The organism is Pseudomonas sp. Pf153 (genome assembly GCF_001269775.1).
Taxonomy (GTDB): domain Bacteria; phylum Pseudomonadota; class Gammaproteobacteria; order Pseudomonadales; family Pseudomonadaceae; genus Aquipseudomonas; species Aquipseudomonas uvaldensis.
In genome coordinates this window covers 566,572-588,316 of sequence record NZ_LHVL01000025.1, presented here as the reverse complement: position 1 = coordinate 588,316, position 21,745 = coordinate 566,572, and the positions used below count along the sequence as shown (strand labels likewise).

The following is a 21,745-nucleotide window of genomic DNA, read 5'->3' as shown; positions in this document are numbered from 1 at the left end:
CACAGGCATTCGGCACCAGAGGAGTAGCACAACCTATGCCTGGGTCCCTGGCAGATCGATTTGTGCGTCCAGTAGGGCCATGAAAGCCCGAGCAGCGTTCGACAGCGTCCGTTCGGTGTGCAGGATATAGCCTAGCTGGCGACTGAGCTGTATGCCCGGTAAAGGAATGCGCGCTACCTGATCGTCAAGCATAGTGCGTGGCAGGACGCTCCACGCGAGGCCGATGGAAACCATCATTTTTATGGTTTCCAGATAATTCGTGCTCATGGCGATGTTTGGCGTCAGGCCCTGGGCCTCGAACAGGCGCTGGACGATGTGATGGGTAAAGGTATTGCCACCTGGAAATACCGCCGGGTGCAGCGCAATGTCCGCCAGGCTCACGGTGGGGTTCTCCAGTAACGCATGCTCTGGCGCCACCACGAAGTCCAGAGGGTCGTCCCACACCGGCATGGCGCGCATCAGGGCATGCGGCTCCGGGGCGAGGGTGATGATCGCCAGTTCCGCCCGGCCATGAAGGATTTCTTCGTAGGCGACTTCCGAATCCAGAAACTGGATATCCAGCGCCACCTGCGGGTAACGACGGGTGAATTCGCGCAGCAGAGGCGGCAGGCGATGCAGGCCGATGTGGTGGCTGGTGGCGAGCGTCAGCCGTCCGGTGACTTCGCCGGTCAGGTTGGTCAGGGCACGACGGGTGTCGTCCAACACGTTGAGGATCTGATAGGCCCGTGGCAGCAGCGCCCGGCCGGCCTCGGTCAAGCCTATCTCGCGGCCCAGCCGGTCGAACAGACGCACGTTGAGCTGCTGTTCCAGGCCGGCGATCCGCTTGCTGACCGCCGGTTGGGTCAGGTGCAGGCGTTCACCGGCACCCGAGAAACTGCCCGTCTCGGCAATGGCGATGAAGGCGTTGAGGTTCGCAAGGTCCATGGCCGTCTCGATGGGATTCCTGTGAGTTATGCAAAGCATGAAAAATATGAATTTGAGTTATTTAATGTAGCCTCTTACCATCAGCCTCACAAGCCAAAGGGTTATTGATTCAATAAAAGCCCAGGCATAGAACCAAATAGAAACAAGCTGATGAGGAAACCGTCCAATGGCCGGCAAAACGCTCTACGACAAGCTCTGGGACTCGCATTTGGTCAAACAGCGCGACGATGGCTCGGCGCTGATCTATATCGATCGTCACATCATCCACGAAGTGACCTCGCCGCAGGCCTTTGAAGGCCTGCGCCTGGCCGGGCGCAAGCCATGGCGCATCGACGCCAACATCGCGACCCCGGACCACAACGTCCCGACCACGCCGGAGCGCAAGGGCGGCATCGAAGCCATCGTCGATCAGGTCTCGCGTCTCCAGGTTCAGACCCTCGATGACAACTGTGACGAATACGGCATTGTCGAATTCAAGATGAACGACGTGCGCCAGGGCATCGTCCACGTTATCGGCCCGGAGCAGGGCGCGACCTTGCCCGGCATGACCGTGGTGTGTGGCGACTCCCACACCTCCACCCACGGCGCATTCGGTGCGCTGGCCCATGGCATCGGCACTTCCGAAGTCGAGCACGTGCTCGCCACCCAGTGCCTGGTGGCCAAGAAAATGAAGAACATGCTGGTACGCGTCGAGGGCAAGCTGCCATTCGGCGTGACTGCCAAGGACATCGTCCTGGCCGTGATCGGCAAAATCGGTACCGCCGGCGGTAACGGCCATGCCATCGAGTTCGCCGGCAGCGCGATTCGTGACCTGTCCGTCGAAGGCCGCATGACCATCTGCAACATGTCCATCGAGGCCGGCGCCCGCGTCGGGCTGGTGGCGGCCGATGAAAAGACCATCGAATACGTCAAGGGTCGCCCGTTCGCCCCGAAAGGCGCCGAATGGGACAAGGCGGTCGAAGCCTGGAAAGACCTGGTGTCCGATCCCGACGCAACATTCGATACCGTGGTCGAGCTCGACGCCGCGCAGATCAAACCGCAAGTCAGCTGGGGCACGTCTCCGGAGATGGTGTTGGCGGTGGATCAGAACGTCCCGGATCCGGCCAAGGAAATGGACCTGGTCAAGCGCGACTCTATTGTCCGCGCCCTGAAATACATGGGCTTGAGCGCCAACCAGGCGATCACCGACATTCAACTGGACCGCGTATTCATCGGCTCCTGCACCAACTCGCGGATCGAAGACCTGCGCGCTGCGGCGGTGATTGCCAAGGGGCGCAAGGTGGCCTCGACCATCAAGCAGGCCATCGTGGTGCCGGGCTCAGGGCTGGTGAAAGCCCAGGCGGAAGCGGAAGGGCTGGACAAGATCTTCCTCGAAGCCGGTTTCGAATGGCGTGAGCCAGGCTGCTCGATGTGCCTGGCGATGAACCCGGATCGCCTGGAGTCGGGCGAGCATTGTGCGTCCACCTCCAACCGTAACTTCGAGGGGCGTCAAGGCGCCGGTGGCCGTACGCACCTGGTCAGCCCGGCCATGGCCGCGGCTGCCGCTGTCAACGGCCGTTTCGTCGACGTTCGTGAATTGATCTGAAGGAGCGCAGCATGAAAGCTTTTACCCAGCACACTGGTCTTGTCGCGCCTCTGGATCGTGCCAACGTCGACACCGACCAGATCATTCCCAAGCAATTCTTGAAATCCATCAAGCGCACCGGTTTCGGTCCGAACCTGTTCGACGAGTGGCGCTACCTGGACGTGGGCCAGCCGTACCAGGACAACTCCAAGCGCCCGCTGAACAAGGACTTCGTTCTCAACGCCGAGCGCTACCAGGGCGCCAGCGTGTTGCTCGCCCGCGAGAACTTCGGTTGCGGCTCGAGCCGCGAACACGCGCCGTGGGCGCTGGAAGAGTACGGCTTCCGCAGCATCATCGCGCCGAGCTATGCCGATATCTTCTTCAACAACAGCTTCAAGAACGGCTTGCTGCCGATCATTCTGAGCGATGCGCAAGTGGACGAGTTGTTCCAGCAGGTCGAGGCCAATCCGGGCTATCAACTGCAGATCGATCTTCAGGCCCAGACCGTGACCCGTCCCGACGGCAAGGTGTTGAGTTTCGAGATCGATGCGTTCCGCAAGCACTGCCTGCTCAATGGGTTGGACGATATCGGCCTGACCCTGCAGGACAGCGACGCGATTGCGGCGTTTGAGGCCAAGCATCGGGCGAGCCAGCCTTGGTTGTTTCGTGATGCTTGATTTTGCGTAAGGCGTAATGATGCCATCGCGAGCAGGCTCGCTCCCACATTGGGTTTGCGGCGTTCACAAGAACCCTGTGGGAGCGAGCCTGCTCGCGATGAGGCCAGCCCAGACAACACAACCCTTAAGGACATCCCATGACCAGCACCGCCCACAGTCAGGTTGTACAAAAGCAATTCGGTGAGCAGGCCTCGGCCTACCTGAGCAGCGCCGTGCACGCTCAGGGCGCCGAGTTCGCGTTGCTACAGGCGGAGCTTACCGGTCATGCCGGCGCCCGTGTGCTGGACCTGGGTTGCGGCGCCGGTCATGTGAGTTTCCATGTGGCGCCATTGGCCGCTGAAGTGGTGGCCTACGACCTGTCCCAGCAAATGCTGGACGTTGTGGCCGCGGCGGCAGCGGATCGGGGCCTGGGCAATATCGGCACGGTGCGCGGCGCCGCCGAACACCTGCCGTTCGCCGAGGGCGAGTTCGATTTCGTGTTCAGCCGTTATTCGGCGCATCATTGGAGCGATCTGGGCCTGGCCCTGCGGGAAGTGCGTCGGGTGCTCAAGCCGGGTGGGGTGGCGGCATTCATCGATATCCTTTCGCCGGGTGCGCCATTGCTGGACACCTACCTGCAAAGTGTCGAAGTGCTGCGCGACACCAGTCATGTGCGCGACTATTCGGCTGGCGAATGGCTGCGCCAGGTCAGCGAGGCGGGGTTGCATACCCGTAGCACATCGCGCCAGCGCCTGCGTCTGGAGTACCGCTCCTGGGTCGAGCGCATGCGCACGCCCGAAGTGATGCGCGCCGCGATCCTCGAGCTGCAACGCTCGATGGGCGATGAAGTGCGTGAATATTTTGAGATTGAGGCCGATGGTTCGTTCAGTACAGATGTACTGGTGCTGTGGGCCGAGCGATAGACTTTTCCCGGCCAGTCCCAGGTTGCAAAGCCTGGGGCGCGTCGACAGAGCAAATGAGGAATACATGAGCAAGCAGATTCTGATTCTCCCAGGCGACGGCATTGGTCCGGAAATCATGGCCGAAGCGGTCAAGGTCCTGGAGCTGGCGAACGACAAGTACGGCCTGGGCTTCGAGCTCAGCCACGACGTGATCGGTGGCGCGGCCATCGACAAGCACGGCGTGCCCCTGGCCGATGAGACCCTGGATCGCGCCCGTGCCGCCGACGCCGTGCTGCTGGGCGCCGTGGGCGGTCCGAAATGGGACAAGATCGAGCGCGACATTCGCCCCGAGCGCGGCCTGCTGAAAATCCGTGCGCAACTGGGCCTGTTCGGCAATCTACGTCCGGCGATCCTTTATCCGCAACTGGCTGATGCGTCGAGCCTGAAGCCGGAAATCGTCTCGGGCCTGGACATCCTCATCGTCCGTGAACTGACCGGCGGTATCTACTTCGGCGCCCCGCGTGGCACCCGTGAGCTGGATAATGGTGAGCGTCAGGCCTACGACACCCTGCCGTACAGCGAGAGTGAAATCCGCCGTATCGCCCGGGTCGGTTTCGACATGGCCCGCGTGCGAGGCAAGAAACTGTGCTCGGTGGACAAGGCCAACGTGCTGGCGTCCAGCCAATTGTGGCGCGAAGTGGTCGAGCAGGTGGCCAAGGATTACCCGGACATCGAACTGAGCCACATGTACGTCGACAACGCGGCCATGCAACTGGTGCGTGCGCCGAAGCAGTTCGATGTGATTGTCACCGACAACATGTTCGGCGACATTCTGTCCGACGAAGCGTCGATGCTCACGGGTTCCATCGGCATGCTGCCGTCGGCCTCCCTGGACGCCAACAATAAAGGCATGTACGAGCCGTGCCACGGTTCGGCGCCGGACATCGCGGGGCAGGGCATTGCCAACCCGCTGGCGACCATTCTGTCGGTGTCGATGATGTTGCGCTACAGCTTCAATCTCAACGCCGCCGCCGATGCCATCGAGAAGGCGGTCAGCGTGGTGTTGGACCAAGGGTTGCGCACCGGTGACATCTGGTCGGCCGGTTGTACCAAAGTCGGTACCCAGCAAATGGGCGACGCAGTAGTCGCCGCGCTGCGGAATCTGTAATCTCTCGGGCCCACTGCCTGGACGGTGGCCCACTTTTGTAAAGGTGTAGTTGCGATGAAACGTGTAGGTCTGATCGGTTGGCGCGGCATGGTCGGTTCCGTGCTCATGCAGCGAATGCTGGAAGAGCAGGATTTCGATCTCATCGAGCCGGTGTTTTTCACCACTTCCAATGTTGGTGGCCAGGGCCCTTCCGTGGGCAAGGACACCGGTGCGCTCAAGGATGCCTACAGCATTGAAGAGCTCAAGACCCTTGACGTGATCCTGACGTGCCAGGGTGGCGACTACACCAGCGAAGTCTTCCCCAAGCTGCGCGAAGCCGGCTGGCAGGGTTACTGGATCGACGCTGCTTCGAGCCTGCGCATGAAGGACGACGCGGTGATCATCCTCGACCCGGTGAACCGCAAGGTCATCGACCAGCAGCTGGACGCGGGCACCAAGAACTACATCGGCGGCAACTGCACCGTCAGCCTGATGCTGATGGGCCTGGGCGGCCTGTTCGAAGCCGGCCTGGTGGAATGGATGAGCGCCATGACCTACCAGGCGGCCTCCGGTGCCGGCGCGCAGAACATGCGTGAACTGATCAAGCAGATGGGTGCGACCCACGCAGCCGTCGCCGATGACCTGGCCAACCCGGCCAGCGCCATCCTGGACATCGACCGCAAGGTGGCCGAGGCAATGCGCAGCGATGCGTACCCGACCGAAAACTTCGGCGTGCCGCTGGCCGGCAGCCTGATTCCGTGGATCGACAAGGAACTGCCAAACGGCCAGAGCCGTGAAGAGTGGAAGGCTCAGGCTGAAACCAACAAGATCCTGGGACGCTTCAAGAGCCCGATCCCGGTGGATGGCATCTGCGTGCGCATTGGCGCCATGCGCTGCCACAGTCAGGCGCTGACCATCAAGTTGAACAAGGACGTGCCGATCGCCGACATCGAAGGGCTGATCAGCCAGCACAACCCATGGGTGAAACTGGTGCCGAACAACCGTGAAACCAGTATGCAGGAGCTGAGCCCGACCAAGGTCACCGGCACCCTGAACGTGCCGGTGGGCCGTTTGCGCAAACTGAACATGGGTTCGCAATTCGTCGGTGCTTTCACCGTCGGCGACCAACTGCTGTGGGGCGCGGCCGAACCGCTACGCCGCATGCTGCGGATCCTGCTCGAGCGTTGATCGGTTTGTTGCAGTGAAAGAGCCCGTGCCTTGCGAGAGGTGCGGGTTTTTTTATGGATATTGTGTTGGCTCTAATGGCCTCATCGCGGGCAAGCCTTGCTCCCACAGGGGATCTACAATGGCCCCAAGACCAGTGAGAGCAAGGCTTGCCCGCGATGAGGTCGCCACAGTCACCGGAAATCCCAGCCCCATTTGCCTGCATACCTGCCACCCGGTAAAGTGCCGCTCCCCCCGTTTTGCCTGAGGTAGTCCCATGAGCCAGTCCTTCGATATTGCCGTGATCGGCGCCACCGGTACTGTCGGCGAAACCGTTGTCCAGATTCTCGAAGAACGCGACTTTCCCGTCGCCAACCTGCACCTGCTGGCCAGCAGTGAGTCGGCGGGCAGTTCGGTGGCGTTTCGAGGTAAAAACGTGCGGGTGCGGGAAGTCGATGAGTTCGATTTCAGCAAAGTCCAACTGGCGTTTTTCGCCGCCGGACCGGCAGTGACCCTGAGCTTCGCTCCCCGTGCCACCGCCGCCGGTTGCGCCTTGATCGATTTGTCGGGCGCTTTGCCACCGGAGCAGGCGCCGCACATCGTGCCTGAAGCCAACGCTCACATGCTGGCGGGGCTGGGCAAGCCCTTTCAGGTGAGCAGCCCCAGCGCATCGGCCACGACGCTGGCGGTCGCGTTGGCGCCGTTGCGGGACTGCCTGGATCTGCAGCGTATCAGCCTGACCGCCAATCTCGCCGTTTCCGCCCAGGGGCGTGTCGCGGTCAGCGAGTTGGCGCGCCAGACGGCCGAGCTGCTCAATGCCCGCCCGCTGGAGCCGAAGTTCTTCGACCGGCAGATGGCGTTCAATCTGCTGGCCCAGGTGGGGACGCCGGACGAGCAGGGCCATACACCGCTGGAAAAACGTCTTGTGCGTGAGTTGCGGCAGGTGCTGGATCAAGCTTTATTAAAGATTTCCGTTACTTGCATTCAAGCCCCGGTGTTTTTCGGCGATAGCTTTAGCGTGACCGTGCAGTCTGCAACGCCCGTCGATCTGGCGAAAGTCAGTGCCGTCCTGGAAGCCTCACCCGGCATCGAGCTGGTGGAGGCGGGTGATTATCCGACGCCCGTGGGCGACGCAGTGGGGCAGGACGTGGTTTATGTGGGACGCGTACGCGCCGGTATCGATGATCCGATGGAGCTCAATTTGTGGCTGACCACGGATAACGTGCGCAAGGGCGCGGCCCTCAACGCGGTGCAGGTGGCGGAGTTGTTGATAAAAGACCTGCTGTAAAAGATACTTGGCAACAATTTGTCGAATGATTCTAGCTGGGCGCTATGCTTGGCGAGAGTAATGAAGGCGAACCATGCTCCCGGAGTATTTCCGGGCATGTGTGAAACGATCGCGCGCACCGTTGTTTACTGGGGGCAGTGCGCAATGCCTCGCGGCGGCGACAACACTATCTTCTCGCTGGCCGAGGAATGTTCAAACAAAGGAAGAGGCTATGGTTCAAGTTCGCAAACTGGTGTTAGCAATAGCGGCCGCCTCGGCGCTGTCCTCCGGTATGGCGCAAGCGCTCGGGCTTGGGGAATTGACCCTCAAGTCGCCGCCGAACCAGCCTCTGGTCGCCGAGATCGAGTTGCTCGATGTGCAACAGCTGACCGCTGCCGAAGTCGTACCGAGCCTGGCCTCGCCCGAAGAATTCGCCAAGGCCGGCATCGACCGCCAGGCCTTTCTCAATGACCTGACGTTTACCCCAGTGATCAACACCAGCGGCAAGAGCGTCCTGCGCGTGACCTCCAGCCGGCCGCTGTCCGAGCCGATGGTCAAGTTCCTGGTGCAGGTTCTGTGGCCCAACGGTCGCCTGCTGCGCGACTACAGCGTGCTGCTCGACCCTTCCAAGTTTTCGCCCCAGGCGGCCGAGGCTGCTCGACCGAAACCGCCCCAGGTCATCTCGACGCCGGTGACCGGTGCTACCAAGCCGTCCCAATACACCACCACGCCGCGCGACACCCTGTGGGAAATCGCCGCCAAGGCGCGCAACGGTGGCTCGGTCCAGCAAACCATGCTGGCGATCCAGGCGCTGAACCCGAACGCATTCATCGATGGCAACATCAACCTGCTCAAAACTGGCCAAGTGCTGCGCCTGCCGGATCCGGTGCAGAGCACCGCGTTGCCGCAGGCCCAGGCCATTGCCGAAGTGGCGGCGCAGAACGCGGCCTGGCGAGGGCGTCAGGGACGCCAGGGCGTGGCACGTAGCGGCCAGCAGCAACTGGACGCGACCAAGCGTGGCCGTGGCGAAAGCGCACCGGCGCAGGCCGTCGGTCGCGATAACCTGAGCCTGGTATCGGCCGAATCTGCGAAGAAAGGTGGCAAGGGCCCCGCCGGCGATGCCCAGGCGCTGAGCAACAAGCTTGCGATCACCCAGGAGAGCCTCGACTCGGCTCGCCGCGATAACGAAGAACTGAAAAGCCGCATGGCGGACCTGCAGAGCCAATTGGACAAATTGCAGCGCCTGATCGAGCTCAAGAACGATCAACTGGCCAAGATGCAGGCCGAAGGCGCCGCTGTACCACCGGCTCCCGGATCGACCCCGGCGATGTCGGCGCAACTGACGCCGCCGCCACCCTCGGCACAAGCTCCGACAACTGCGCCCGCACCGGCCGCCCAGACTACGCCGCAAGCCACGTCCGAGGCCGCCCCTGAAGCGACGCCGCCGGCTGCTCCTGCCGAGCAGAAGTACAACGACCTGCTGACCAATCCGATCCTGCTGGGATTGATCGGTGGTGGGGTGGTGATCCTGCTGTTGCTGCTGTTGTTACTCGCTCGTCGTCGCAAGGCGCAACAGGAAGCCGAGAAACACCTGCGCATGGCCCGAGCCCTCGAGGAGGAGGCCGACTTCTCCCCGGAGCTCGATCTGCCCCCGAGCAGCTTCGAGGGCATTGAAGTCCCACCGCCAAGCGTAAAACTCGAACCCAAGCCAGCGCCGGCGCCAGCGCCCAAGCCGGCTCCGGTCGTGGCTCCTGTCGTAGCTCCCGTTGTAGTTACGCCGCCTATCGCTGCGCCACTGGTAGCGCCGGCCGCCGATCGGTCCGACGACGTGCTGCCCCAGGCTCAGGCCCATATCGATCGTGGTCGCCTGAACCAGGCGGCTGACCTGCTCGAGCAAGGCATCAAGGCCGAACCACAACGCAGTGATCTGCGCCTTAAACTGATGGAGGTCTACGGTCAGCAAGGCGATCGTGATGCGTTCGTCGCCCAGGAGCGCCAGCTGGTGGCCAATGGCGATAATTACGCCCAGGTCGAACAACTCAAAAGCCGCTTCCCGGCCATGGCAGTCGCCGCCGGTGCTGGCCTGGCCGCCGCAGCAGTGGCCGCCGAACTGGACGCGCAGTACGTCAAGGAACTGCTGGAAGACACGCCGCCGACCAATGAAGAGCTCGACAATGCTTTCGATCTGAGCCTGGACGACCTGGAGACCGCACCGACCACGCCGGTGCCCGAACCGGTTCCCGAGCTGGACGCATTCCCGGCCGACGATGACCTGAGTTTCGAGTCGGTGCTCAAGCAGCAGACCGAAGCCGCCGAAAGCCTGGACGACTTGTCGGAGTTCGACCTGGACCTGGGAGCCGATGCGCCAACGCCGGCCCTGGCCGACGAAGATTTCCTGCTGGATCTGGACGACGACCTCAAGGGGCTGGACGTGTCGCCAGCCGAGACGCCGGCTCTGGACGATACCCCGGCCGATGACCTTGAGCTGCCGGCGGATTTCGACCTGTCCCTGGCCGATGAAATGGATGTTCCCGAGGCGCCGAAGGATCCTTTCGAGTCCGAACTGGACGATGTCAACGCAGAACTGGAGCGTCTTTCCGAGGGTCTGGGCCAGCCGTCTTTCACCGCTGAGGATGCTCTCGCCAGTGCGGAAGACGAGCCGGACTTCGATTTCCTCAGCGGCACCGACGAAGTGGCGACCAAGCTCGACCTGGCCCAGGCTTACATCGACATGGGTGACAACGACGGCGCCCGGGATATCCTGGGTGAAGTCCTCAATGAAGGCGATGCGACCCAGAAGAGCGAAGCTCAGGAGATGTTGTCGCGCCTGGCCTGAGGTCATAGGGGTATTCAGAGCGGCAGCCGGTGAGGCTGCCGTTTTTGTATGAGAGGAGGTGGTGTCTGCACTGGCATCCCACCCCATCAGCCTTATAATGCCCGCCTTTGCGTACCTCAGCAGGCTGTAATTCTTTGGCAAACATAGACAATCCGGCCGCCGAAATGGCGGCCGACGGCTTTTTCCGGATCGCCCTGGGCGTTGAATACAAAGGCTCGCGCTATCGCGGCTGGCAGCGCCAGGCCTCCGGTGTGGCGACGGTGCAGCAGACCCTTGAAGAGGCGCTGTCCAAGGTCGCCGATTCACCCGTGTCGCTGCATTGCGCCGGTCGCACCGATGCCGGCGTGCACGCTTGCGGGCAAGTGGTGCATTTCGATACCCAGGCCGAGCGGTCGATGAAGGCCTGGGTCATGGGCGCCAACATCAACCTGCCACACGATGTCAGTGTCAGTTGGGCCAAGGTGATGCCCGCGCATTTCCATGCGCGTTTCAAGGCCATTGCCCGTCGCTATCGCTATGTGATCTACAACGACCAGATCCGTCCGGCGCACCTGAACGAAGAAATTACCTGGAACCATCGTCCGCTGGACGTCGAGCGCATGGCCGAGGCCGCGCAGTGCCTGGTCGGCGTCCACGATTTCAGCGCCTTCCGCGCCGGCCAGTGTCAGGCCAAATCGCCGATCAAGGAGCTGCATCACCTGCATGTGACCCGTCACGGCAAGATGATCGTACTCGACATCCGCGCCAGCGCATTCCTGCATCACATGGTGCGCAACATTGCCGGGGTATTGATGACCATCGGCGCCGGCGAGCGGCCGGTGGAATGGGCCAAGGAAGTGCTCGACAGTCGCATCCGCCGCTCCGGTGGTGTGACGGCGCATCCGTTTGGCCTGTATCTGGTGCAAGTTGAATATCACAAGGAATTCGAGCTGCCGGAGCGTTACATCGGGCCACATTTCCTCACGGGCTTCTCGGAACTCGACGGCTGACGCCCTCCGCTGCATTTGCTACCATCCGGGACTTTCACGGATCTGCCTGAGGTTTTTCACGATATGCCAGCCGTTCGCAGCAAGATTTGCGGGATCACCCGCGTCGAGGACGCGTTGGCGGCAGTCGAGGCCGGGGCCGATGCCATCGGACTGGTGTTTTACGCCAAGAGTCCCCGGGCGGTGACGGTGCAGCAGGCAAGGGCGATCATCCGTGCATTGCCGCCGTTCGTGACCCCCGTGGGCCTGTTCGTCAATGCCAGCCGTTGCGAGCTGGGCGAAATACTCGACGCGGTGCCGCTGGCGCTGTTGCAGTTCCACGGTGACGAGACGCCGGCCGATTGCGAAGGCTGGCATCGCCCGTACATCAAGGCGCTGCGGGTCAAGGCCGGTGATGATATCGCCGCCGGTTGCGAAGCTTTTGCCAGTGCCAGTGGCATTCTGCTGGACACGTATGTCGAAGGCATTCCCGGAGGGACCGGCGAGGCATTCGACTGGTCGCTGGTGCCCCAGGGTCTGAGCAAACCCATCATCCTGGCCGGAGGGTTGACGGCTGACAACGTGGCCGAAGCCATTCGCCAGGTCCGTCCGTACGCAGTGGATGTGAGCGGCGGGGTAGAGCAGGGCAAGGGCATCAAGGATCCAGAAAAGATTCGTGCGTTCATGGCTGCTGTGCGCAGCAGTCAGTCGCCAATGTGACGGCTGGCAGACTGCCGCCGTCCATACCTGCACTGTACAAAGCAGGCAGGCGCCGCCTCAGGGCGGGCCGATAGCGTAGTGGCAACCGCGGTGAAGCAGTTGTCGGAATGGCAGGGAAGGTCGAGCTGCTCGCAGGTCATGTTTCGCGCTGACCGTGGTGGCTCCCCGAACCCCGTCACACAATGAATTTAGCTCAAGGGCATACGCGGGGCCGCGAACCAGAGCGTTCGGGCCGCCGGTACTGGAGAAAGAAAGCATGAGCAACTGGTTGGTAGACAAACTGATCCCTTCGATCATGCGTTCCGAGGTGAAGAAAAGCTCGGTGCCCGAAGGTCTGTGGCACAAATGTCCATCCTGCGAAGCGGTGCTGTATCGCCCCGAGCTGGAAAAGACCCTGGATGTTTGCCCCAAGTGCAACCACCACATGCGCATCGGCGCACGTGCCCGTATCGACATCTTCCTGGACGCCGAAGGCCGTGTTGAGCTGGGTGCCGACCTGGAGCCCGTGGATCGCCTGAAATTCCGCGACGGCAAAAAATACAAGGACCGCCTGACCGCGGCCCAGAAGCAGACCGGTGAAAAGGACGCCCTGGTGTCCATGAGCGGTACGCTGCTGGGCATGCCGGTAGTGGTTTCGGCCTTTGAATTCTCGTTCATGGGCGGGTCCATGGGCGCCATCGTCGGCGAGCGCTTTGTTCGTGCCGCCAACCATGCCCTGGAAAACCGTTGCCCGATGGTCTGCTTCTCCGCTTCCGGCGGTGCGCGGATGCAGGAAGCGCTGATCTCCCTGATGCAGATGGCCAAGACCTCCGCGGTGCTGGCGCGTCTGCGAGAGGAAGGCATTCCATTCATCTCGGTACTGACCGATCCGGTCTATGGCGGCGTATCGGCTAGCCTGGCGATGCTTGGCGACGTGATCGTCGGCGAGCCGAAGGCCCTGATCGGCTTCGCCGGTCCGCGCGTGATCGAGCAGACCGTTCGCGAAAAACTGCCGGAAGGCTTCCAGCGCAGCGAATTCCTGCTGGAGCACGGCGCCATCGACATGATCATCCATCGCCAGGAGCTGCGTCCGCGCCTGGGTAACCTGCTGGCGCAACTGATGGGCCTGCCGACGCCTAAGTATGTCGCCACGCCCATCGAGCCGATGGTAGTTCCACCGGCGCCTGCGGGCCTATGATCCAACGTACCCTGAGCGATTGGCTGGCCTATCTCGAGCAGCTGCACCCGTCGGCTATCGACATGGGGCTGGAGCGCTCGCAGGTCGTCATGTCCCGCATGGGGCTGGGCAAGCCGGCCCCCAGGGTCATCACTGTCACCGGCACCAATGGCAAGGGATCGACCTGCGCCTTCATGGCCTCGCTGTTGCGGGCCCAGGGGCTGAGTGTCGGTGTGTACAGCTCGCCGCACCTGCTGCGTTATAACGAGCGGGTGCAGATCAACGGCGTCGAGGCTGGCGACGCCGAGCTGTGCGAGGCCTTCGTCGCGGTGGAAGCCGGGCGAGGCGAGATATCCCTGACCTATTTCGAGATGGGCACTCTTGCGGCGTTCTGGTTGTTCGCGCGTGCCGGTCTCGATGCCGTTGTGCTGGAAGTGGGCCTGGGAGGTCGCCTGGACGCCGTCAACCTGGTGGATCCAGACGTCGCGCTGGTGACCAGTATCGGCGTGGACCATGCCGATTACCTGGGCGACACCCGCGAATCCGTGGCTTTCGAAAAGGCCGGCATCTTCCGCCAGGGCGCGCCTGCGCTCTGCGGCGACCTCGATCCACCACAGCCATTGCTGGACAAGGCTCGGGAACTGGCCTGTCCGTTTTTCCTGCGTGGGCGCGATTTCGATCTGGCCATGACCGAGCAGCATTGGCAATGGCGTGGCAGCGATGCCCAGGGTAATCCGGTGGAGTTGCATGACCTGCCGCTGCTGGACCTGCCAATGGAGAATGCCGCGCTGGCACTCCAGGCCTACCGGTTGCTGGGGCTGCCCTGGGATGCCGGCCAGATCGTCAAGGCCTTGCAGGCGACCCGTGTCGTCGGCCGGCTCGATCGCCGCACGTTCGATTGGCAGGGCAAGCGCCTGAGCCTGCTGCTGGATGTCGGCCACAACCCCCATGCGGCGCACTACCTGGCCGAGCGCCTGGCTCGTCGGCCTGTGGCGGGGCGGCGACTGGCGGTATTCGGGTTGCTGTCCGATAAGGATCTGGATGGCGTGGTCGAGGCGTTGAGTGCTAGTGTCCAGCATTGGGCAGTCGCGCCGCTGGACTCGCCGCGCTCGCGTCCGGCGACACAATTGCAGGCGGCCTTGCAGGCGCGTGGCGCTTCGGTAGATGCTTATGCAAGTGTGGTCACCGCGCTGGAAGGGCAGTGCGCCCTAGCGACCGCCGACGACGAAATCCTGGTGTTCGGATCATTTTTTTGTGTCGCCGAGGCCCTTCAATGGCTGAGCCGGCGCTCCACGGAGGAAGCTGCAGATGGCATTGCTGGATAAGGCATACAAGCAGCGCATGGTAGGGGCCCTGGTATTGGTGGCCCTGGCGGTGATTTTCCTGCCGATGCTGTTTTCCCGTCAGGACGAGCAGCGTCAGGTCACGGTCGATGCACCGGCCGCGCCCCAGGCGCCGGCGATGCCACCGGTGCAGGTCGAGCCGGTGACGGTGCCTGAGCCCCAGGCGCTGCCCCAGGAGCCAGTTCCAAGCGATGAAGAACTGGCCGCGCAACCCGCGCCTGCCATGCCGATCACGCCCGCTCCAGCGGCTCCTGCGGCGCCGACCGCTGCACCGGCTGCACCGACTACATCGAGCAAGCCGCCTGTTGCAGCGGCTCCTGTGCCAGCCGCGCCTGCTGCTCCGGCAGCCAAGCCGGCGCCGAGCCAGCCGATCACCGCTGCGCCGATCAAGCCGGACACCACCCAGAGTCGTGTGGACGCCAATGGCCTGTCGGTCAGTTGGTCCGTGCAGTTGGCCAGCCTGACCAGTCGCGAAAGCGCCGAGAACCTGCAGAAATCCCTGCGCAGCCAGGGGTACAACGCCTACATTCGTTCCGCCGATGGCAAGAACCGGGTGTTTGTCGGGCCGTTGATCGAGCGTGCCGAGGCCGATCGCCTGCGGGACTTGCTCGGTCGCCAGCAGAACCTCAAGGGCTTTGTGGTGCGCTTCCAGCCGGAGCGCGGTTGATTGCGGTTCGCCTGATTTGAATCACACTGACAATCGCAGCTTACCGACAGCTCTGCGCTCTGCTAAAATGCGCCGCCTTATCCGTCTGTAGGCTGCACCGTGCCATTTACCTGGGTTGACTGGGCGATCGTTGCGATCGTCGCTATCTCCGCATTGATCAGTCTGAGCCGCGGCTTCGTCAAGGAAGCCCTCTCGCTGCTGACCTGGATCATCGCGGGAGTCGTAGCCTGGATGTTTGGTGGCTCGCTGTCCCAGTACCTCGCCGGATACATCGAAACGCCGTCGGCTCGCGTCATCGCGGGCTGTGCCATTCTGTTTATCGCCACCTTGCTGGTCGGCGCAATGATCAACTATCTGATCGGCGAACTGATCCGCGTCACCGGGCTTTCCGGGACGGACCGGTTCCTGGGCATGGCTTTCGGCGCCGCGCGTGGCGCGTTGCTGGTGGTCGTGGCCGTCGGGCTGCTGAGCCTGGGGCCGGTACAACAGGATAAGTGGTGGCAGGAGTCCCGGCTCGTGCCACAATTTTTATTGGTCGCAGACTGGTCCAAGAACCTGATCCTGGGTTGGAGCAGTCAGTGGCTTGCCAGCGGTATCAGCGTACCCGCTGAAATACCGTTCAAGGAACAGCTCTTGCCGATGGCCAAAACGCCTCAGTAAGGGTTGTTCAGTTCAGATCCATTAAGTAGGGGTTGCGTCGCATGTGTGGCATCGTCGGTATCGTCGGTAAGTCGAACGTCAATCAGGCGCTGTATGACGCGCTAACCGTGCTCCAGCACCGCGGCCAGGACGCTGCCGGTATCGTGACCAGCCATGATGGCCGGTTGTTCCTGCGCAAGGATAACGGCCTGGTGCGTGACGTGTTCCAACAGCGCCACATGCAGCGCCTGGTCGGCCACATGGGCATCGGCCATGTGCGTTATCCGACCGCGGGCAGCTCGACCTCGGCTGAAGCTCAGCCGTTCTACGTCAACTCGCCGTACGGCATCACCCTGGCACACAACGGCAACCTGACCAACGTCGAACAGCTCGCCAAGGAAATCTACGAATCGGACCTGCGTCACGTCAACACCAGCTCCGACTCGGAAGTGATGCTCAACGTGTTCGCCCACGAGCTGGCCCAGCGCGGCAAGCTTCAGCCTACCGAAGAGGACGTGTTCGCCGCCGTGTCGGAAGTGCATAACCGTTGCGTTGGCGGCTACTCGGTGGTGGCGATGATCACTGGCTACGGTATCGTCGGTTTCCGTGATCCCCATGGCATCCGCCCGATCGTGTTCGGCCAGCGTCACACCGACGAAGGCGTCGAGTACATGATCGCCTCCGAAAGCGTATCCCTGGACGTGCTGGGCTTCACGCTGATTCGCGACCTGGCCCCGGGCGAAGCGGTCTACATCACTGAAGACGGCAAGCTGTTTACCCGCCAATGCGCGACCAACCCGTCGCTGACGCCCTGCATCTTCGAACACGTGTATCTGGCGCGCCCTGACTCGATCATGGACGGCGTCTCGGTCTACAAGGCGCGCCTGCGCATGGGCGAGAAGCTGGCCGAGAAGATCCTGCGCGAGCGTCCGGACCACGACATCGATGTCGTTATCCCGATCCCGGACACCAGCCGCACCGCGGCCCTGGAGTTGGCGAACCACCTGGGCGTCAAGTTCCGTGAAGGCTTCGTGAAGAACCGCTACATCGGTCGTACCTTCATCATGCCGGGTCAGGCTGCGCGGAAAAAATCCGTGCGCCAGAAGCTCAACGCCATCGAGCTGGAATTCCGTGGCAAGAACGTGATGCTGGTAGACGACTCCATCGTGCGCGGCACCACCTGCAAGCAGATCATCCAGATGGCGCGCGAAGCCGGCGCCAAGAACGTGTACTTCTGCTCGGCGGCCCCGGCCGTGCGCTACCCGAACGTCTACGGTATCGACATGCCGAGTGCCCATGAGCTGATCGCTCATAACCGTACCACCCAGGAAGTGGCCGACTTGATCGGCGCCGACTGGCTGATCTACCAGGACCTGCCGGACCTGATCGAGGCGGTCGGTGGCGGCAAGATCAAGATCGACCAGTTCGACTGCGCGGTGTTCGACGGCAAGTACGTCACCGGCGACATCGACGAGGCTTACCTGAACAAGATCGAAAGCGCTCGTAACGATGCGTCCAAGGCCAAGACCCAGGCGGTCAGTGCGATCATCGATCTGTACAACAACTGAGTGACAAACCGGCCCTGAGGGGCCGGTTTGCGTTAAACCGATTGAAGGAGTGGCAGCATGAGTCAGGATTGGGATGCCGGTCGGCTGGACAGCGACCTTGAAGGCGTAGCGTTCGACACCCTGGCGGTACGCGCCGGCCAGCATCGTACGCCAGAAGCCGAACATGGCGATCCGATGTTCTTCACTTCCAGCTATGTGTTCCGTACCGCTGCCGATGCGGCGGCCCGGTTTGCCGGTGAAGTGCCGGGCAACGTCTACTCGCGCTATACCAACCCCACCGTGCGAGCGTTCGAAGAGCGTATCGCCGCGCTCGAAGGCGCCGAGCAAGCGGTTGCCACCGCCACCGGCATGGCCGCGATCATGGCGGTGGTGATGAGCTTGTGCAGCGCCGGTGACCACGTACTGGTGTCGCGCAGCGTCTTCGGCTCGACCATCAGCCTGTTCGAGAAATACTTCAAGCGCTTCGGCGTGGAAGTCGATTACGTGCCCTTGGCTGACCTGTCCGCTTGGGATGCGGCAATCAAGACCAATACCAAGCTGTTGTTCGTGGAATCGCCTTCCAATCCGCTGGCCGAGCTGGTGGACATCGCCGCCCTGGCGGAAATCGCCCATGCCAAGGGCGCCATGCTGGTGGTGGACAACTGCTTCTGCACTCCGGCGCTGCAACAGCCGTTGAAGCTGGGGGCGGACGTGGTGGTGCACTCGGCGACCAAGTTCATTGACGGCCAGGGGCGTTGCATGGGCGGTGTGGTGGCCGGCCGTGGCGAGCAGATGAAAGAAGTAGTGGGCTTCCTGCGCACTGCCGGTCCGACCCTCAGCCCGTTCAACGCCTGGGTCTTCCTCAAGGGCCTGGAGACGCTGGGGCTGCGCATGAAGGCTCACTGCGCCAACGCCCAGGCCCTGGCCGAGTGGCTGGAGCAGCAGGACGGCATCGAGAAGGTGCATTACGCCGGTCTCAAGAGCCATCCACAGTACGAACTGGCCGTGCGTCAGCAGCGTGGTTTCGGTGCGGTGGTGAGCTTCGAGGTCAAGGGTGGCAAGGAGGGCGCCTGGCGTTTCATCGACGCGACCCGTCTGATCTCCATTACGGCGAACCTGGGCGACAGCAAAACCACCATTACTCATCCGAGTACCACCTCCCATGGTCGTTTGTCGCCCCAGGAACGTGAGTCGGCAGGCATCCGTGACAGCCTGATCCGCGTTGCGGTCGGCCTGGAGGATGTAACGGACCTGCAGGCCGATCTGGCTCGTGGGTTGGCGGCCTTGTGATTGACGGCATTCATGGCCGGGTTGCGCTCGTAACGGGTGCCGCCCGGGGCATTGGTCTCGGCATCGCGGCCTGGCTGATCTGTGAGGGCTGGCAGGTGGTCCTGACCGACCGGGATCGCGAGCGCGGTTCCCGGGTCGCCAAGGCCCTCGGAGATAACGCATGGTTCGTTGGCATGGACGTGGCGGACGAAGCACAGGTCGCAACGGGCATCGCCGAAGTGCTCGGCCAGTTCGGTCGCCTCGACGCGCTGGTATGCAATGCCGCCATTGCCGATCCCCACAACATCACCCTGGAAAGCCTCGACCTGGCTTACTGGAATCGAGTCCTGGCGGTCAACCTGAGCGGACCGATGCTGCTGGCCAAGCACTGTGCGCCATACCTGCGTGCCCACAACGGCGCCATCGTCAACCTGGCGTCGACCCGTGCCGCGCAGTCCGAGCCTGACACCGAGGCCTATGCAGCCAGCAAGGGCGGGCTTCTGGCCCTGACCCATGCCTTGGCGATCAGCCTGGGGCCAGAGATCCGCGTCAACGCCGTGAGCCCCGGCTGGATCGACGCGCGGGACCCTTCGCAGCGCCGTGCAGAGCCGCTGACCGATGCCGATCATGCGCAGCATCCGGCGGGCAGGGTGGGTACGGTAGAAGACGTAGCGGCCATGGTGGCGTGGTTGTTGTCGCGCAATGCCGGTTTCGTCACGGGCCAGGAGTTCGTGGTGGACGGTGGCATGACCAAGAAAATGATTTACGAATAAGAACAGCGGCGAGCTGCGAGCGATTTCGCGGTGTTGGCGTTTCTGCTTGCAGCTTGTCGCTCGAAGCTGTTTTTGAAAAAAACTCAATCCTGCTATTGACTTAGCTTCGGCACCTGCGTAAATTTCGCGGCCTCAGCGAAGCAAAGGGTGATTAGCTCAGCCGGGAGAGCGTCTGCCTTACAAGCAGAATGTCGGCGGTTCGATCCCGTCATCACCCACCATGTTCCATGAGAGTCTTGCGAGAGCAAGATGGAAGCTGTCAGAAGCCTCCACCGACGCGCAGCGGTAGTTCAGTCGGTTAGAATACCGGCCTGTCACGCCGGGGGTCGCGGGTTCGAGTCCCGTCCGCTGCGCCATATTTTCCGAAGCAGGTTCGCCTGATTCGAGATCGAAACCCAAGGGTTCCGATCAGATGAGTTAACTGGACGCAAGTCCATAGCGATACGCAGCGGTAGTTCAGTCGGTTAGAATACCGGCCTGTCACGCCGGGGGTCGCGGGTTCGAGTCCCGTCCGCTGCGCCATATCTGCTTCGAGGCCCACTGAACGCCTTTAAGCTAAGAAGAGAACCGCAAGGTTTCTTCCAATCGATAGCAAAGACCCTGGTCGAAAGACCGGGGTTTTTTGTTTCTGCCTGTCCAAACCTGACCCGTTCTGTTTTTGAAAGCGTGAGTTGTGGTTTGTGCGCATTCCATCACAGGGAAGTATGAGCGCTCACCTGCGCAGGGGAGTGAGACGTTGATGCTGGACTTCTGATGAGTTTGGAGGTTGTGCCTGGTTCAAACGGGCCCATCCGGCTCGTGCTTCAGCAGGTCCGACAGGCGGTTCAGCCCCTGGGTCAACGCCTCGAAAGACGGGCCACCCAGACACAGGCGAATACCGGTCATCTGTTCATCGCGATCCACCATCAGCGATTGTGGTGTCGTCACCCTGATGCCCGCCTGGGCTGCCGCTTTCGTCAAGCGCTCAGCGGCGTCACGAGGCATTGGTAGCCAGATGTGATAAGCGTCCGGGTGCGAGACGCATTCGGTGTCGCCGAGCCATTCGGCGGCGAGGCTGGTCCTGCGCCGAGCTTCATGACGCAAGTCCTGCTGGATGGAGGCGATGACGCCGTTGGACAGCCAGTCTTCCACCACGGCGCAGGACAACGGCGACGGGCCCAGGGGAATGTCCTGCAGATGTTCCTGCGCAGCGTCATGCATTTCAGCGGGCAGCGTGAGCATGCCGATTCTCAACCCGGGGCCGAGGGACTTGGACAGGCCATTGACGTGCAACACCCTTTCGGGCGCCAGCGTCGCAAGGGCAGGCACTGGCGCAGATCCCAGCGCGTAGACACCATCCTCGATGATCCAGGCACCCGCTTGTCGACAGACCTCGACGATAGCCTGCCGTCGCGCCGCACTCATCGTCGCCGTGGTGGGGTTGTGAAGGGTGGGAGTGAGATAGACCACTTTGCCGGCGGTCGTTGCGAGACGGTCGAGGGCGTGCGCAAGCGCCTCCGGCAGCATGCCTTGCCCATCGATCTCGATCCCCTGCATCCGATAGCCTTTGCGCCGGGCCAGCGCAATCGCGCCGGGATACGTGAGGCGTTCCGTCAGGATCACCCCGTGGGGGCCGCAAGCGAGGTCGAAAGCCAGGGAAATGGCCTGGCGGGCATTGCCCGTCAGCACCAAGTGGGACGGTTCAACCACGATGCCGAGGGTTTCGAGCCAACGGGCCAGCAGGCGCCGATGTTCCAGGTGTCCGGCGGGGGGTGAGTAGAGATTGAGATGATCGGCGTCGATCTTGCGAGCGATACCGGTCAAGGTTCGCGCCAGGAGACGGCTCGTCAACAGGGCGGGGGGCACATTGGATGAAAGATCGATCAGTTGCTGCCCGTGTGCCTGCAGGATGGCCACGAACGTTGCCCGACCCTTGACGCTGCGCACCAGACCCCGCCGTTCCAGGGCGGCATAGGCTTTCGTCACCGTACCCAACCCGACCCCCAGCTGCCATGCGAGCTGTCGATGAGCGGGGAGGCGGTCGCCGCTTTTCAATCGTCCTTCAACGATGTCGTCAGCCAGGGCGCACACCAGGCGTTCTGATGCGTTCGCTTCGATGTCCGCAAGGCGGGGTATCCAGGGCGATTGAAGGCGCATGGTGAGTATCCGGTGAATGAATAGTGTCGCGTGACACTATTTAAATAGTCATGAAGTGTCACGCGCATTA

At 62.3% G+C, this 21,745-nt stretch carries 18 protein-coding genes and 3 tRNA genes; 19 read left to right on the top strand and 2 right to left on the bottom strand.

The window, feature by feature from the left end; genetic code table 11:
* Window positions 1–33 precede the first annotated feature (33 nt).
* Window positions 34–924 (bottom strand): LysR family transcriptional regulator, encoded by an 891-nt coding sequence (locus AD666_RS17845; RefSeq protein WP_053154761.1) that lies wholly within the window; start codon window positions 922–924, stop codon window positions 34–36.
* 166 nt (window positions 925–1,090) lie between these two features.
* Between AD666_RS17845 and leuC the strand changes: the two genes are divergently transcribed.
* The 19 genes from leuC (at window position 1,091) to AD666_RS17750 (ending at window position 20,061) form a co-directional block, all read left to right on the top strand.
* Complete coding sequence (gene leuC, locus AD666_RS17840) at window positions 1,091–2,509, top strand: 3-isopropylmalate dehydratase large subunit (protein WP_053154758.1); 1,419 nt, start codon at window positions 1,091–1,093, stop codon at window positions 2,507–2,509.
* 11 nt (window positions 2,510–2,520) lie between these two features.
* Window positions 2,521–3,165, top strand: coding sequence for a 3-isopropylmalate dehydratase small subunit (leuD, locus tag AD666_RS17835; protein ID WP_053154756.1), 645 nt, complete (start codon window positions 2,521–2,523; stop codon window positions 3,163–3,165).
* Between the two features lie 137 nt (window positions 3,166–3,302).
* A complete protein-coding gene (locus AD666_RS17830) occupies window positions 3,303–4,067 on the top strand; it encodes a class I SAM-dependent methyltransferase (protein WP_053154752.1) in 765 nt (254 codons plus the stop codon).
* A 64-nt stretch (window positions 4,068–4,131) separates the two neighbouring features.
* Complete coding sequence (gene leuB / locus AD666_RS17825; protein ID WP_053154750.1) at window positions 4,132–5,214, top strand: 3-isopropylmalate dehydrogenase; 1,083 nt, start codon at window positions 4,132–4,134, stop codon at window positions 5,212–5,214.
* Between the two features lie 54 nt (window positions 5,215–5,268).
* Window positions 5,269–6,381: an aspartate-semialdehyde dehydrogenase gene (gene asd, locus AD666_RS17820; protein ID WP_053154747.1), complete on the top strand. Its 1,113-nt coding sequence runs from the start codon at window positions 5,269–5,271 to the stop codon at window positions 6,379–6,381.
* A 253-nt stretch (window positions 6,382–6,634) separates the two neighbouring features.
* Complete coding sequence (locus AD666_RS17815; RefSeq protein WP_053154744.1) at window positions 6,635–7,645, top strand: aspartate-semialdehyde dehydrogenase; 1,011 nt, start codon at window positions 6,635–6,637, stop codon at window positions 7,643–7,645.
* Between the two features lie 211 nt (window positions 7,646–7,856).
* On the top strand, window positions 7,857–10,460 hold the full coding sequence (locus tag AD666_RS17810) for a FimV/HubP family polar landmark protein (RefSeq protein WP_053154741.1): 2,604 nt from the start codon (window positions 7,857–7,859) through the stop codon (window positions 10,458–10,460).
* A 164-nt stretch (window positions 10,461–10,624) separates the two neighbouring features.
* Window positions 10,625–11,449: a tRNA pseudouridine(38-40) synthase TruA gene (gene truA / locus AD666_RS17805; protein ID WP_053155384.1), complete on the top strand. Its 825-nt coding sequence runs from the start codon at window positions 10,625–10,627 to the stop codon at window positions 11,447–11,449.
* A 63-nt stretch (window positions 11,450–11,512) separates the two neighbouring features.
* Entirely contained in the window at window positions 11,513–12,145 is a 633-nt protein-coding gene (locus AD666_RS17800; protein ID WP_053154739.1) for a phosphoribosylanthranilate isomerase, read from the top strand.
* Between the two features lie 256 nt (window positions 12,146–12,401).
* Window positions 12,402–13,322 carry an acetyl-CoA carboxylase, carboxyltransferase subunit beta gene (accD, locus tag AD666_RS17795; RefSeq protein WP_053154736.1) on the top strand — a complete coding sequence of 307 codons (921 nt, stop codon included), beginning with the start codon at window positions 12,402–12,404 and terminating at the stop codon, window positions 13,320–13,322.
* Window positions 13,319–14,626: a bifunctional tetrahydrofolate synthase/dihydrofolate synthase gene (folC, locus tag AD666_RS17790; RefSeq protein WP_053154734.1), complete on the top strand. Its 1,308-nt coding sequence runs from the start codon at window positions 13,319–13,321 to the stop codon at window positions 14,624–14,626. Before accD ends, folC begins: the two co-directional genes overlap by 4 nt.
* The gene (locus AD666_RS17785) at window positions 14,610–15,311 is read left to right on the top strand and encodes an SPOR domain-containing protein (RefSeq protein ID WP_053154731.1); all 702 of its coding nucleotides are present in this window, start codon (window positions 14,610–14,612) and stop codon (window positions 15,309–15,311) included. The genes folC and AD666_RS17785 overlap by 17 nt, the downstream gene beginning before the upstream one ends.
* A 99-nt stretch (window positions 15,312–15,410) precedes the next feature.
* On the top strand, window positions 15,411–15,971 hold the full coding sequence (locus AD666_RS17780; protein ID WP_053154729.1) for a CvpA family protein: 561 nt from the start codon (window positions 15,411–15,413) through the stop codon (window positions 15,969–15,971).
* Between the two features lie 41 nt (window positions 15,972–16,012).
* Window positions 16,013–17,518 (top strand): amidophosphoribosyltransferase, encoded by a 1,506-nt coding sequence (gene purF, locus AD666_RS17775; protein ID WP_053154726.1) that lies wholly within the window; start codon window positions 16,013–16,015, stop codon window positions 17,516–17,518.
* A gap of 57 nt (window positions 17,519–17,575) precedes the next feature.
* Window positions 17,576–18,787: an O-succinylhomoserine sulfhydrylase gene (locus AD666_RS17770; protein WP_053154725.1), complete on the top strand. Its 1,212-nt coding sequence runs from the start codon at window positions 17,576–17,578 to the stop codon at window positions 18,785–18,787.
* Window positions 18,784–19,539: an SDR family oxidoreductase gene (locus AD666_RS17765; RefSeq protein WP_053154722.1), complete on the top strand. Its 756-nt coding sequence runs from the start codon at window positions 18,784–18,786 to the stop codon at window positions 19,537–19,539. The genes AD666_RS17770 and AD666_RS17765 overlap by 4 nt, the downstream gene beginning before the upstream one ends.
* Before the next feature lie 145 nt (window positions 19,540–19,684).
* Window positions 19,685–19,760 (top strand) — tRNA-Val (locus AD666_RS17760).
* Window positions 19,761–19,818: 58 nt separating this feature from the next.
* A tRNA-Asp gene (locus AD666_RS17755) sits at window positions 19,819–19,895 on the top strand.
* 89 nt (window positions 19,896–19,984) lie between these two features.
* Window positions 19,985–20,061, top strand: a tRNA-Asp gene (locus tag AD666_RS17750).
* Window positions 20,062–20,316: 255 nt separating this feature from the next.
* On the opposite strand, the gene AD666_RS17745 is transcribed toward AD666_RS17750, so the two are convergent.
* Window positions 20,317–21,675 carry a PLP-dependent aminotransferase family protein gene (locus AD666_RS17745; protein WP_053154721.1) on the bottom strand — a complete coding sequence of 453 codons (1,359 nt, stop codon included), beginning with the start codon at window positions 21,673–21,675 and terminating at the stop codon, window positions 20,317–20,319.
* Window positions 21,676–21,745 lie beyond the last annotated feature (70 nt).

Bases quoted from the DNA above. Each gene is read 5' to 3' on its own strand.
- AD666_RS17845 (WP_053154761.1), bottom strand. From the start codon at position 924: ATGGACCTTGCGAACCTCAACGCCTTCATCGCCATTGCCGAGACGGGC.
- AD666_RS17770 (WP_053154725.1), top strand. From the start codon at position 17,576: ATGAGTCAGGATTGGGATGCCGGTCGGCTGGACAGCGACCTTGAAGGC.
- asd (WP_053154747.1), top strand. From the start codon at position 5,269: ATGAAACGTGTAGGTCTGATCGGTTGGCGCGGCATGGTCGGTTCCGTG.
- leuB (WP_053154750.1), top strand. From the start codon at position 4,132: ATGAGCAAGCAGATTCTGATTCTCCCAGGCGACGGCATTGGTCCGGAA.
- leuC (WP_053154758.1), top strand. From the start codon at position 1,091: ATGGCCGGCAAAACGCTCTACGACAAGCTCTGGGACTCGCATTTGGTC.
- purF (WP_053154726.1), top strand. From the start codon at position 16,013: ATGTGTGGCATCGTCGGTATCGTCGGTAAGTCGAACGTCAATCAGGCG.
- folC (WP_053154734.1), top strand. From the start codon at position 13,319: ATGATCCAACGTACCCTGAGCGATTGGCTGGCCTATCTCGAGCAGCTG.
- AD666_RS17810 (WP_053154741.1), top strand. From the start codon at position 7,857: ATGGTTCAAGTTCGCAAACTGGTGTTAGCAATAGCGGCCGCCTCGGCG.
- truA (WP_053155384.1), top strand. From the start codon at position 10,625: ATGGCGGCCGACGGCTTTTTCCGGATCGCCCTGGGCGTTGAATACAAA.
- leuD (WP_053154756.1), top strand. From the start codon at position 2,521: ATGAAAGCTTTTACCCAGCACACTGGTCTTGTCGCGCCTCTGGATCGT.
- accD (WP_053154736.1), top strand. From the start codon at position 12,402: ATGAGCAACTGGTTGGTAGACAAACTGATCCCTTCGATCATGCGTTCC.
- AD666_RS17830 (WP_053154752.1), top strand. From the start codon at position 3,303: ATGACCAGCACCGCCCACAGTCAGGTTGTACAAAAGCAATTCGGTGAG.
- AD666_RS17745 (WP_053154721.1), bottom strand. From the start codon at position 21,675: ATGCGCCTTCAATCGCCCTGGATACCCCGCCTTGCGGACATCGAAGCG.
- AD666_RS17800 (WP_053154739.1), top strand. From the start codon at position 11,513: ATGCCAGCCGTTCGCAGCAAGATTTGCGGGATCACCCGCGTCGAGGAC.
- AD666_RS17815 (WP_053154744.1), top strand. From the start codon at position 6,635: ATGAGCCAGTCCTTCGATATTGCCGTGATCGGCGCCACCGGTACTGTC.
- AD666_RS17785 (WP_053154731.1), top strand. From the start codon at position 14,610: ATGGCATTGCTGGATAAGGCATACAAGCAGCGCATGGTAGGGGCCCTG.